Annotated in this window: 10 protein-coding genes; 3 read left to right on the forward strand and 7 right to left on the reverse strand. The window is 39.0% G+C overall.

All coding sequences use genetic code 11. The annotated features are described in order from the left end of the window. Positions 1-232: 232 nt before the first annotated feature. Both I5J82_RS16760 and I5J82_RS16765 read left to right on the forward strand, forming a co-directional pair. Positions 233-1384 (forward strand): GNAT family N-acetyltransferase, encoded by a 1152-nt coding sequence (locus I5J82_RS16760; protein ID WP_198768791.1) that lies wholly within the window; start codon positions 233-235, stop codon positions 1382-1384. A 431-nt stretch (positions 1385-1815) separates the two neighbouring features. Next, a complete protein-coding gene (locus I5J82_RS16765) occupies positions 1816-2001 on the forward strand; it encodes a YozQ family protein (protein ID WP_198768792.1) in 186 nt (61 codons plus the stop codon). Positions 2002-2037: 36 nt separating this feature from the next. On the opposite strand, the gene I5J82_RS16770 is transcribed toward I5J82_RS16765, so the two are convergent. From I5J82_RS16770 to I5J82_RS16785, 4 genes are all read right to left on the reverse strand, one after another. Next, complete coding sequence (locus I5J82_RS16770; RefSeq protein WP_233096516.1) at positions 2038-2697, reverse strand: glycosyltransferase; 660 nt, start codon at positions 2695-2697, stop codon at positions 2038-2040. Between the two features lie 111 nt (positions 2698-2808). Beyond that, on the reverse strand, positions 2809-4848 hold the full coding sequence (locus tag I5J82_RS16775) for a catalase (protein ID WP_198768793.1): 2040 nt from the start codon (positions 4846-4848) through the stop codon (positions 2809-2811). A gap of 374 nt (positions 4849-5222) precedes the next feature. Next, positions 5223-5810, reverse strand: coding sequence for a hypothetical protein (locus I5J82_RS16780; RefSeq protein WP_198768794.1), 588 nt, complete (start codon positions 5808-5810; stop codon positions 5223-5225). A 14-nt stretch (positions 5811-5824) separates the two neighbouring features. After that, on the reverse strand, positions 5825-7012 hold the full coding sequence (locus I5J82_RS16785) for a ParM/StbA family protein (protein WP_198768795.1): 1188 nt from the start codon (positions 7010-7012) through the stop codon (positions 5825-5827). A gap of 389 nt (positions 7013-7401) precedes the next feature. On the opposite strand from I5J82_RS16785, the gene I5J82_RS16790 reads away from it, so the two are divergent. Then, on the forward strand, positions 7402-8967 hold the full coding sequence (locus I5J82_RS16790; protein WP_198768796.1) for a glycosyl hydrolase family 28-related protein: 1566 nt from the start codon (positions 7402-7404) through the stop codon (positions 8965-8967). Between the two features lie 17 nt (positions 8968-8984). On the opposite strand, the gene I5J82_RS16795 is transcribed toward I5J82_RS16790, so the two are convergent. The 3 genes from I5J82_RS16795 to rlmN form a co-directional block, all read right to left on the reverse strand. Continuing rightward, a complete protein-coding gene (locus I5J82_RS16795) occupies positions 8985-9530 on the reverse strand; it encodes a GNAT family N-acetyltransferase (RefSeq protein ID WP_198768797.1) in 546 nt (181 codons plus the stop codon). A 13-nt stretch (positions 9531-9543) separates the two neighbouring features. Beyond that, positions 9544-11496, reverse strand: coding sequence for an endonuclease MutS2 (locus I5J82_RS16800; protein ID WP_198768798.1), 1953 nt, complete (start codon positions 11494-11496; stop codon positions 9544-9546). Between the two features lie 790 nt (positions 11497-12286). Next, on the reverse strand, positions 12287-13366 hold the full coding sequence (gene rlmN, locus I5J82_RS16805; protein ID WP_198768799.1) for a dual-specificity RNA methyltransferase RlmN: 1080 nt from the start codon (positions 13364-13366) through the stop codon (positions 12287-12289). Positions 13367-13434 lie beyond the last annotated feature (68 nt).

The raw sequence follows: 13434 nt of genomic DNA on the forward strand, positions 1-13434 counted from the left end.
GTTGTGATTATGCACAACGACTTATAATTATAACTGCAAATGAATATAATTTCGATAGTTTTTATAAATATCCATTATTTTTCACATCTATATTCATACTACCATTTCTATTTTAGGCTATTTATTCATACCTTTGCTCTTGAAAACGTAGCACCCTAAACTTTTTATTAGATATCCTTTTCAATCCTCTCTCCTTACTTGTACTATGAAGGAGGAAAGGGAGGTCATCAAAATGACACTTAGAGTATTGTCAGAGTCAGAATTTGAAAAATCCATACAGCTTTCTCAATATGCTTTTCAGTACATAGTAAAGAAAGAAGATCTGCCAAAACGTTATGAAATGATGAAGAGACAAGAAATTTGGGGAGAATTTGAGAACGAAGAGCTTATTTCTAAGCTTCACATTCACTCTTTGGAGATCTCTATTGAAAATCAGCGTTTTCCTATGGGAGGAATCGCAGGTGTAGCTACTTGGCCAGAGCATCGCCGAAAAGGATCTGTTACCCGTCTATTACAACAAGCTCTTTTAAGAATGAAGGAAAATGGTCAAAGCATCAGCTTGCTCCATCCTTTTAATATCCAATTTTATCGTCGGTTCGGCTGGGAGCTCACTGCCTCTGTGAACAAATATACACTCAATAAAAGCGATCTTGTACGCTATGAAGATGTTCCTGGAACCATTTCTAGGCTAACAGAGGAAGACGGAAATGACTTACTGAACACGGTTTATGAGGAATGGTTCCGTACATACAATCATCTGCTTGTTCGTTCAGACTATTGGTGGAACAATCATGTTTTTACAGAAGGGTACAACCGTATCCTTTATAAAGATGAAAACGGCGTACCAAAGGGATATTTATGTTGCAAAGTAGCAGATAAATTACTTGATGTACAAGAGTTTATCTATGTAAGTGATGATGCGCGTCGAGCTTTATGGAATTTTATCTGTCAGCACGATTCTATGGTAGACAAAGTAAAAATAGTCGCGCCGTCTAATGATCAGCTTCCATTTTTAATAAACAACCCACGCATCCACCAAGAGCATTATCCATACTTCATGGCACGTATCGTTGATGTTGAAAGCTTTTTAAGGCAATATCCATTCAAGAACATGGAAGGTAGACTTACTCTATCCATCTCGGATGAAAAAGCTGAATGGAACAACGGTACGTTTACAATCGATGCAAATGGCCTCACGAGGGAATCAGAGACCGTATCAGAAGTACTAGCCATGGATGTACAAACGCTAGCAGCTGCCCTTCTAGGCTCACAAAAGCCCCAGTTTTTATTTACATGTGGAAAGATCAAAGGAAACCAAGAAGACGTTAAACGTTTTGAAGAAATCATTACTAACAAGCCTGCAGCTTTTCTTGATTTCTTTTAAAAAAGCTCTTTTCTAAAAGTTATTGCTTTGGGATGCTTCTTTTTCTTCCCATGCATGTTTATTGTAGCGGAAGGTTGCCGACTCCTACGGGACGAGCGGTCAGGTGGAGACTCCTATGGGCGCAAAGCGGCAGTCCGAAAAGTGGAAGTGACTCGTTCAGCCCCGACAAGCAAAAGGGAAATGGGCTTGAAAGGCGCACTTTGCCTTCTTTACCGTTTACCTTTTGACCTCGAGGGGCTAGTCACTGCAACTAGACAGGAGGCTTACCGTTCGCCCCGTGGAAAGCGAGCAACCTGGAGCGGAAATCAACTACCTTCAACAAGCCTTATCCACCATCGGATAAGGCTTATTTTATTTCAGCATGTTTCAGGGAAAACTGATAGGGAAAAGGATAAGTAGACCCTTTTTTCTAAAATAGGAGGTAATCATTCATGAGTGACAAAACAGACAAACAAAAGCAGTCAGAGGACATTGCAGAGAAAAACTTTGAGCTCGATAAGAAAAACAAATCTAAAACAGATAAGGACCTAGAAACAGTTCACGATCAGATCAACGATACATTTAACGAAGGTACAATTGATCAGAAAGAAATTAACAAAAAAGAAAAGAAGGATTAATAGCGAAAAAGCCTCTCATTCCCGAGAGGCTTTTTCTTATGACGTTCTAAATGAGTCTGGAAACTGCTTCATGATGCCATTCGTTATTTCGTCAGCAAACATCACCATATGGTTCTTGTTCTTATCAAAGATCACGATCTCACCAGCATAATCTTTTTTAAGCCTTGCTACAACTTCATCCGTGACATATTTCAGATGGGTATAAAGCATTTCTTTCACTTGTTGTTCTGACCAATTCGAATTCGCCTTACTCATGAATTTGGCGATATCATCAGCGTTACGATACCACTCTTTATTTATTTTTGCTGCATTCGCCGTATCGCCTTTTTTTACTGCATCAACCAACTGCCCTGCGATTACAATATGCTCTGTTAATAATTTGCCGAGTTCGTTCCCAGCTTTATCTCCGTAATATGGCTTGATGGAGTTACCGATATCGGTTTGATTCTGCAACAGTCGCTTTAGCACCGCGTCTTGATCTTTAGCTCCTTCAGTAGCGCTCACAATATAGCTTCTTGTCCAATACACATGGTCTTTCCACAGTCTTCGTTGCAATGAATACAAATCAATCGCGTTCTGGCTATAACACGGTCCTTGCACTCTTTGTTTTGCCTTTGCTTCTGCTGTTAATGGTGAGGCAAAAATCGGAAACGCTATGGCAAGCACCATAATCATCTTAATTATTTTTCTATACATATGAACTCTCCTTCATGTTAGGTTCATATGTAGTTTGTATCGTTGTCATCATTTCATTCCTTAGAAATAAAAAAAGAACAGTGAACACTTACACCCACTGTTCTCTAATCCTTATACTTGTCGGTTCCAATGACGGTGAACCGAAATAGCTTCCGTAAAGTTCTTTACGAAATCATCTTTTCCGTCTCCACTAACAACACCGGGCTCTCCAGTCAGTTCTGCTTCATTCAACCATTGCAGACCTTCGTGAGTACCACCGATCGGTTTATAATGCGCGTATGCTTCGTTCACGAAGTGCAAAGCATTCTTCTTAAACGTAGCATCATCACTGCCACCTACAACGTAGATCGCATCAAAGATAACGGAAGTCGCTGTCAAGAACGTATGCATGATCTCTAATTCAGATCCGTCATCCGTTGTGCGCCTACCTAACTTATCACTGATACATTCACCCTGAATACCACTGCTCTTTAAAGTCTGTAAAATATCTGCCACTTCACCGCTTACAATCGAGCCAACAATGACACCGACTTTTCTCGTCTTAGGGCTTTTAACCGTATTCAGCTGGCTGAGAGCTGGTGAAGACTTCGTAACGGAAGATTCTTCTCCTTGAGGAGGTACTGCATCAATTGCTTCTGCAAAAGCAGTCGCAAGCTCCACACTCACGTTTCCAAACATATCTACGACTTGCTGTTGCACGGATTTACTCTTCACTTTACCCAGCTCAAAACTAAAAGCGTTCTTTAGATGCTGTTTTTCCGGCTCGCTCATACTGTTCCAGAAAAGCGTGGCTTGAGAGAAGTGATCTTTAAAGCTCTCGCTTCTGCCTCTGATTTTTCTTCCATCTACTTTTTCTTGATAATGAACATATCCACCTTCTGCTTCTGGAGTAGGTGATGGTGTATTTGCTGCAAGGGAATTCTTGTGATAACTCACTTGCCCTCTATTGATTGTATGTCGTGAAATGCCATCACGTTGATTGTTATGAAACGGACAAACTGGTCGATTAATCGGGAGTTCGTGGAAGTTAGGTCCTCCAAGACGAGACAGTTGTGTATCTGTATAGGAGAACAAGCGTCCTTGTAAAAGGGGATCATTTGAAAAATCAATTCCTGGTACAACATGTCCCGGATGGAAAGCAACTTGCTCTGTTTCGGCAAACACGTTATCCACGTTACGGTTCAACGTCATCTTGCCGACAATTTTTACCGGCACATCCTCTTCTGGCCACAATTTCGTCGGATCTAGAATATCAAAATCAAAGTTAAATTCATCTTCTTCCGCAATGATTTGAAGTCCTAGCTCATATTCTGGATAATCTCCATTTTCAATGGATTCCCAAAGATCTCTGCGGTGGAAATCCGGATCTTTCCCGGAAATCTTTTGTGCTTCATCCCACACGAGTGAATGTGTACCTAAGACTGGCTTCCAGTGAAACTTTACGAAATGCGCTTTCCCTTCATCGTTCACAAGTCTGAACGTATGAACGCCGAATCCTTCCATCATACGAAAGCTTCGTGGGATCGCTCGGTCTGACATCGCCCACATCACCATATGTGCAGACTCTTGGTTGTTGGCCACAAAGTCCCAAAACGTATCATGCGCGCTTGCTGCTTGCGGCATCTCGTTATGAGGCTCTGGTTTTAACGCATGAACGAGATCGGGAAACTTGATCGCATCTTGAATGAAGAAAACCGGAATATTGTTTCCAACAAGATCGTAGTTTCCTTCTTCTGTATAAAATTTAGTTGCAAAGCCGCGCGCGTCACGCACCGTTTCAGCAGATCCACGTGAACCTGCTACGGTTGAAAAACGGACGAACGTTGGTGTTTTTTTAGAGGTATCATTTAAGAAATCTGCTTTTGTAAATTCACTCAAAGACTCATATAATTCAAACTCACCATGAGCCGCGAACCCACGAGCATGTACGATACGCTCAGGAATTCTTTCATGGTCAAAGTGAGTCATTTTTTCCCGAAAATGAAAATCTTCCATAAGTGTTGGACCACGTTCTCCCGCTTTAAGCGAGAATTCGTCTTCAGCAACTTTTAACCCTTGATTGGTCGTTAACTTTTTGCCTTTGTCATCTGCACGATACTGTTCCAGCTGTTCATTCTTGCTGTTGCCGTTCACTTTGTTCTGATCGCTCATTTAACTAATCCTCTCTTTATGTATTTTCACATCATAAAGAGACCTTTCCCTACCTATTTAGGAAGCAAACTGATTTTTTATAAAAGTCCTACGCCCTCAAAGTTAAAATAGTTACTTTTTCGTGTACCGAAACTGATCGTTACATATACCTATATGGGTATTCAACTCGTTCAATCCATAAGTTTATGAAAGCAATCCAGAAATTTCGGCTGTTTATCCACGAGATTAGTCGCTCAATCCAAAAGTTTTAATGGTTTATCCGCAAGTTTACAATCCTCGACAAATTACGCACCTTAATTTCTCTCACATACCCCGTAGCATGAAACCTCACTTTTATAAAAAAACGCAGCTGATTATTCAGCTGCGCTTTCTACTTACTTATTCATATGTGCTAGGAAATCCCCAAGCAGATTTTCCATTTCCTGCTCTGGATTTTGTGTTTCTTCTTTTTCTTCAGGCTCATCTCGCTTTGCGCTGTCCCAATCAAATTGACTAAGATCATCATCGTCAAAGTCATCGGTTGAGTTTTCGGTTTCCATTGGATTTTCAAACTGATCCAATGAATCCTCATCACGCTGCATGTCTTCCTGTAAATATAAAGCCTGGTCAATATCGGTTGCATTGCTGTTTAAAGCCGCCAGTAACGATGCTGTTCTTACAGGATTGGATATAAGCTGATACAAAATATTGCCTAACAAGGCCTCTGAATGTTCATGCTTTAACCAATCACGCTGCATCTTACTTAGATTTTTCGGCAACGGTATCGTAATCGTCTCTCGATCTCTTTGGATGTCTTGTCCGACACCTTGAAGAACATACTCTGAGATCTTGCTCGAAAAATTGCGCCTCTCCGTCTCTTTCAGCTTTTGAAGCTGTTTGATGACGTGATCTGGGGTGTCAGAGGGGATACGAAAAGCAATCGTTTTACCTCTTGTAATCTCATTGGATGCTTTTTTGTCCATTTCATCACCCTTGTTTAAGCTTTAACGGCTTTTTTGTCTTTATCCTCGCTCTTTTTCTCTTTTGGCGCAGTTCTTCTTAAGTGATCAGAGATCAGCTTATAATACGCGTTTGCCATCATCCAGATGCTTTCTTTCTCATCTTCAAAAAAGTCGATATTGTAGCCATCTAGGTTATTGTTTAACGTCTTAATATAATCTTTAAGTACCGCAGATCCTCCACCTACAAAATAGCAGATTTCAGTTTGCGAATTCTTTTGCCATACGTTGCGAAGAAGACGATATTGCTTTTTCGCCAAGTCTACTAAAATACGATCCGTAATGTCATGAACACTCGTACGGCTTCCACGCACCATGATGTGGTTGCGGTTCGTCTTCTTCGTAATGATATCTACTACATCACGTCGGCTGTCGAGTTCTACGCCATGCTTAGAGCGGATTTCTTCTCTAATTTGTTCTAGCGCTTCTGAAACACCAAGATTAAAGCCTTGAGCTTTGTCGTCATCAACGTTTCTATTTTTAATAACTGCGATATCTGTAGATAGACCACCAATATCTTGAATTAGAATAGGCTTGTCGATCAGGTCTTTATTAATAATGTTTAAGTCGTTATCCATAACAAGGTTAATAAAAGCAGCAAAACCTTCTGGATATACTTTAACTTCTTCAAACTTTAAGTTAACTTTAATTCCTTGGTACTTAGGCGTTACTAGGAATTCTACTTGGTGAACAGATCCTAATAGTTTTGAACGATATCCAGCATCCTTACCTTCTTTTACTTCGCGTAGAGGAAGGCCTGTACCTAAAATATAGCTTGTATCAATCACATTGTTGTTTTTAGTAAATGATTTAGCATTATCTTCATTTACAGCATCAAGAGCTAATGCAGCGAAAAGCATGATCAATGTTTGATCTTCTTCCGATTTACTGCTTCCTGGGTCTAATTCAGTAGAGTTATCGCTCTTAGCAGCAAGCTGACCAACACGATAAATTACATTGTTTTCTTTAAGGGCAGGGGAGTGAACTCTAATATGTATGCCTTCTAAAGGATCTTTGCTGTCTAACTCCTCAATCCCGATTACAGGACGGTCCTCAATATCTCTAGCAATTACGTTAGGGATGTTTAATTCATGTTCTAATGTACCGAAAATTCCTTTTAGTGAATCGTTACCTACATCAACTGCAGCAATTCTAGAATTACTCATGGGCGTACATCCTTTCTCTTTTCAAATTATTATTTTGTTTCTATATAAATAGATTAGAGGGTTAACTGAAATTAAACAATGCCTATTTTTCTTTTTAATATATTTGTAAACACGCAAACATTTTCTGTAAACTTGCAAACATTGTTGTAAACAAATCGATCAATGCTAAATAAACCTTGTCATATCAACATGTAAACAACTTTGTAAACTTGCAAACAAATAAGCAAACAAATGCAAACATATTTGTAAACTTGTAAACTAATTTGTTTGCATTCGAAAAATAGCGTTCAAAATACCACTCCCCCACTCCTAATACATGCTGATTATATTATTTAAGATAGGGAAATCATGATTTATAATCTATTCAAATGAGACGAGGTGATCGTTAAATGATTACACTTAATAAACACCATGATCCACTTACTAACAAAACCTTGATAAAACAATTGAAAAAAAAGCATACTCGAACAGAATCAGAAGACCTACTAATTTCAGAGAATCTATTCAAGGATTCATCAAAAAAGTATAGTCAAAATACCAGAAATACTTTTGATTGGTTTAAATACGCAACCAAAAGTATGGTGATTAAAAAAGCACGCTATAACGACGTATGTACAACCGATTGGGAAAAAGACGAGCAAGATAACATCTTTCCAAAATGGATCTCGAAGCTAAATGAGCAGTACGAGATGCTTTATCGTTATATAAAAGAGGAAGTAAACGTAATAGATTATGGAGCGGTAGGAGATGGAGTAACAGATAATACTGAAGCTTTTAAAAAAGCAATCGGCAAAGGAAGAGTAATCGTACGTATTCCAGAAGGAAAATTCGTAACAAAAGGCATTAAATTGCCTTCATGGACGATCCTTTTAGGAGAAGGAAAAGGTAAAACGACCCTACAATTGCATAATGACTCTCCTAAAGCGCAGTGGCTTATCACGAATAAGAACCATTTTAAAGGTAATCGAAATATAGCCGTAAAGGGAATGACTCTTGATTGGAACATAGAACGGCTCGGACAAGAGGAAAAAACAAGTGCAGGAAACAATCGGTCGAGTTGTTTAACCTTCGCTAACGTCACATATGGCTGGATGTTTGACTTAGAAGCCGTTAATCCAGGGCTGCACGGGTTTGATGTGTCTTCTTCTCTATATACTTACCTAGGAGATGGTACTCGTTCTAGAGGAGGAAGTAAATACATCTGGTTAGATAACCTCAACGGTCATGGGTTTGGTGATGATGGGATTACTACACACCACAGTGAGTATATCTTTATTTCCAACTCCCATATGAGCGACCCAAGCGGTAGGTCCCATAAGAAAGGGTTTTCGAACTCTAACGGCATTGAAATCGATGACGGTTCTCATAATGTTTGGCTCCTTAACAACTCAACAGCTCGTTGCTTTGGAGGCGTTGAGGTTAAAGCACATCATAATGCGTCTGCAGCTACAAATGTGCATATCTATGGTCATTTATCAGTCAACGATAATCGGTCCTACAATTTTCGTCATATTGGCCATCATAAAGATATAGATCCTGAATCTAAAACAGCTCATCATATATCGGCTACCAATCTCATTAGCGTCGCTCCTATCTATACTGAGCTTTATAAAGATTCTACACCGCGTGGACTTGTTGTATCAGGATATAATCATGTTGTCATCAACGGATTTACCGTACTAGGTGATCCCACATATAACTATGAAGGCAATCCGGTTATAGCCATCCAATATCGAGCTCGTAACGTAATTTTAAATAATATTTTCGTAAAAGATTTTACAACCTCTGGACCCGCTGTAAAAGTATACGGAGGACCTCATCGAGCTAATGATATTACACTTAAAGGCATTCGTTGCAATCATTATTTTACAAAAGCGATAGAAATTGCTTCTGACATCGAAAATGCTATTGCAGAAGAGATTGTTATTGAAAAAGAGACATCTAGCACTACGTAGATGTCTCTTACCTTTTGTTATAGCGTTTTTTCGAGTTGAATGTCTAATGGTTCTCTTTTTAAGATACTCTTATTTATTTCTTCGGCTGGTACTGCTAAACACCCGACAGCGTGATAAAACGCCTGTGATTCAATTGAGGGATGTGCTGCAATATAGAGTTTCTTCCCACCTAACCTCTTTGCTTCCTGAAAGCATACAGCAAAAAGTTTCTTACCAATGCCCATTCCCCTAGCATCCTTTGAGACATGTAGATAAGGTAGCTCTACATATTGCTCATCTGAACCGAAGCATTCACCCTCAACATTGGCAAACCCCACTAACTTTTTGTGATTCCATGCTGCTACAACCACTCCCCCGTTGCTTACACATTTCCTCAACTCTTTGATTATCTGTACCTTTTTACCATCAGACCAGTCATCAATAAAGTAGTCGTCCTTTATTTTGTAGGCACTATCTTCTACATACAATACCTGTTTTGTTTCTTGAAATCGGTTAAATTCTCTTAAGAAATTATTCGTTAATTCGCTATTGCTCACTATTTTACACGTAATAAGGTTCTTCATTTAGCTCCCTCTCCTAATCTTCTTCTCTTTCTATAGATAGGCCTTCAACATGACGCTTTCTCATGGAGTTTTTCTTTTTTCGATCTTCCTTTGACTCGAATACAATATCCATATCGTAATTTTTTGGATAGAGCATTTTACTCTCAATATGAAGTTTTAGGCGCTTTTTATGAATGTTATGCTTAGTTTCTCCGACCACAACACCTAGTTCTCCGTGATCGTTCTCTAACTTGTATACGATTCCAGCGGCTTTTAGGCTTGAAACAAATACGCGGTCACCAATATGAAAAACTTCCCCTAATTGCTCTTCCGTTTTTCGTGGTTTCTCCAATTGTTTTTTTACAGTAGCCTGTGCTTTATAACGTAACTCATCTATTTTCCCAAAATCATCTGTGGAAAACACTGAAACTTCATTCTTATCCACATGTGGATAACTTTCTTTTTGTGTAATAAGTTGTGCACGGTGGATAATTTCATCGTCCATCCCCAGCTTCTTTGCAATCGAGAAGGCCTGACTCTTACCTGCTTTACCGATAATGAGAGAATACGTTGGTTGAAGCGTTTCAAGGTTAAAATCCATCGATCCGTTTTCAAATCCGGGTGTAACAGAGGCGAATTCTTTTATTTCACTATAATGAGTGGTTGCTAGTATCATACTTCCTTTGCTGTACAATCTCTCAAGAATAGCAACCGCTAGCCCCATCCCTTCAGAAGGATCCGTTCCAGCACCTAGTTCATCTAAAATCACTAAATCTTGTGGTCCCGCATCTCTCAAAATGGATATAATTGTCGTCATATGAGAAGAGAATGTACTTAACGATTGTTCAATACTTTGCCCATCTCCTATATCAACAAAAACTTCTCTAAATACCGCAAATTCACTGCCTTCATCAACAGGTACATGCAGACCTGTTTGAACCATTAACGTTAATAATCCTACTGTTTTTATGGCTACTGTTTTACCTCCTGTATTAGGGCCGGTGATGACGAGTGACTGATAGTTTTTGCCGAGATTAAAATGCAATGGTACACATTTTTCTCCGATCAGCGGATGTTTGCCGTTTATAATGTTTATTTTGTTCTCTTGATTTAACGCTACTGCACTAGCATCTAAAACTCGGCTATATTTTGCTTTTGCAAAGATAAAATCGTAATGTATCATTGCTTCAATCGTAATATGCAATTCCCTCTCATAACTCGCAACCATACCTGTTAGCACGCCTAGAATCATAGAGATCTCGATTTCCTCTTCCGCTCTAAGCATACTGATTTCGGTTTGAAGTTTGCGAATATCATGAGGTTCTATATACACGGTAGCGCCACTTGAGGAACTATCAAGTACTTGACCATCAATATTACGCTTGTATTTGCTCTTAACAGGAATAACATAACGACCATCTCTCATGGAAACGATTTGATCTTGCAGCATATCCCGGTAAACAGAAGACTTCATCATGTTATCGAGCTTGGATTTAATTCTTTCTTCGACAACGGTAATCTTTTTTCTTACTTTTAATAAAGCTTTGCTAGCATGATCATCTACTCCACCGTTACGAATACAACGATAGATTTCCTCTTTTAAATCACTTAGGTCAAACATAGAGTACGCATAAGAAGATACGCTGGGTCCTACAGAAGCTTTGTCTTTCATAAATCGCTGCATCCGGCTGACGTTTTCTAAAAGACCGAATATCAATGTGAGTTGTTCGGGAGATAGATTCAATCCCTTTTTCGGTATCTCTAGAACTTGCTCCAACCCGTTTAAATTAGCGATCGGAACACTAGCACTCTTCTCTAAAATGCGTTTAGCTTCCGTCGTATCGAGCATCCATGATTGAATCACAGACAGGTTTGAAGATGGTTCAAGCTTTTCTATCTGTTCTTTTGTAGCTTTATTTAATGCAAAAGACGCAAGTTGTTCTTTAATTTTGTTATATTCAAGCATGTTTATGGTTTGTGTATTCAATGGAACTACCTCCAAATTTTTTAATAGCAAAAACAATTAACTTAAAAGAATCGTTTTTTATCCCTCCTCTTAACAGAGGCCAGGAACGTGCCAATAAAAAAAGGCAGAAATGAACACGTCATTTCTGCCTCATAGATAGACTTCACCCTAGAAAAATGCATAAAAAAATCGGCTCATAAGAAGAGTCCGCAGCATCAAGGGGTTGAGTATGATGGCTTGTATCTGACCGCTGTTCTTAACTATTGGTGGCAAACAAAAGACATCACAAATAAACCGGACAATCCGTTTCATTTTTCTTTTGTAAACCGATATCCAAATTGTTTTAGTTAAGAACGACAACGCTCACAAACACACCATCCCTTCCATTGAATTACCATTATCATATGTAATTGTTTTACAGTTGTCAACTTAATAAAAGATGAGCTTAATTAAAAGAGACCAGTTGGAAAAACCGGTCTCTTCTCATTAGGCTGTTTTCGAATTCAATGCTGCTTTTGAAATATATAAATAATTGGACAGATTATTGGCTGAAATGGACAGATTACGGTGCAGATTGGACAGATTATGTGGCCAATCGGACAGATTAATCTTCGAATCAGACAGATTACCATCACCATCAACAAAACTACCTCTACATAGGAGCAGTTTTAATGCGTAGACAGGCATATGGGTAGCGCGCAAACACCTCAAAGTGTGCTTACTGTCCACTTTTACAAATTTACTGTCTACTTAGCCATTTTTACTGTCCACTTCCATTCACCACGCACTTTTAGGAGTAGACAGCCTTCCATTAAGACTTAATCGATTGATCTTTATCCTTTTTGATCTGCTTACTTCTTAACTGACCGCAAGCTGCATCAATATCTGTTCCATGCTCTTGACGGATCTTACAGTTGATCCCGTTTTTCTTAAGCGTATCGTAAAACGCTAGAACCGATTCTTGGTCACTGCGCTGATACTGACTGTGCTCATCGACTGGGTTATATGGAATCAGATTGATATATGTTTTTTTCTTTTTATCTTGGAAAAGAGCCGCAAGTTCTAATGCTTCCTCTACATGATCATTTACATCTTTTAATAAGATATATTCAATCGTAATCCTGCGATTCGTTTTCTCGATATAATAGTTGATCGCATCCATCAGCTTTTCAACAGGAAAAGCACGGTTGATCTTCATGATTTTTGTACGAAGTTCATTGTTCGGTGCGTGAAGCGATAATGCGAGATTTACTGGGATGTTCACATCTGCAAACTCGTACATTTTGTTCACGATCCCGCTTGTTGAGACTGTAATATGTCTCGATCCAATCGCTAGACCTTTTTGATCGATCATGATCTTAAGAAAATCAATCATGTTCTCAAAGTTATCAAAAGGTTCACCGATTCCCATTACAACGATATGACTTACCTTTTCTCCCTCACCAGCCGCGTCTAAATGATGCTGAACGTTCATGATCTGCTCCACAATTTCCCCACTCGATAGATCACGCGTTTTGGTTAACAAACCACTCGCGCAGAAACTGCATCCGATATTGCAACCGACTTGTGTTGTTACACATACCGATAAGCCGTATTTATGTCTCATCAGTACGGTTTCGATCAAGTTACCATCATTCAATTTGAAGAGAAATTTAACCGTTCCATCTGAAGCTTCCTGCTTAACGTGCTCTCGTAGCGTTTGAATGGTAAAGTTTTCGGTTAATAATTCAATACAATCGTCTTTGATATCGATCATTTCTGAAAAAGTGGTTACCCGCTCCCTATATAGATAGTTCCATACTTGTGAAGCGCGATACGGTTTATATCCATGCTGCCCGAGCCATTCAGTTAGTTGTTCTATCGTCAATCCATAAATGGAATCTTTGTTCATGTAAAAAGACCTCTTTTCACTACCTGTAAACTTATTCTTCTATAGTACTAAAAATTTCACCAGAATCA

Source organism: Fictibacillus halophilus (genome assembly GCF_016401385.1).
GTDB classification, from domain to species: Bacteria; Bacillota; Bacilli; order Bacillales; family Fictibacillaceae; genus Fictibacillus; species Fictibacillus halophilus.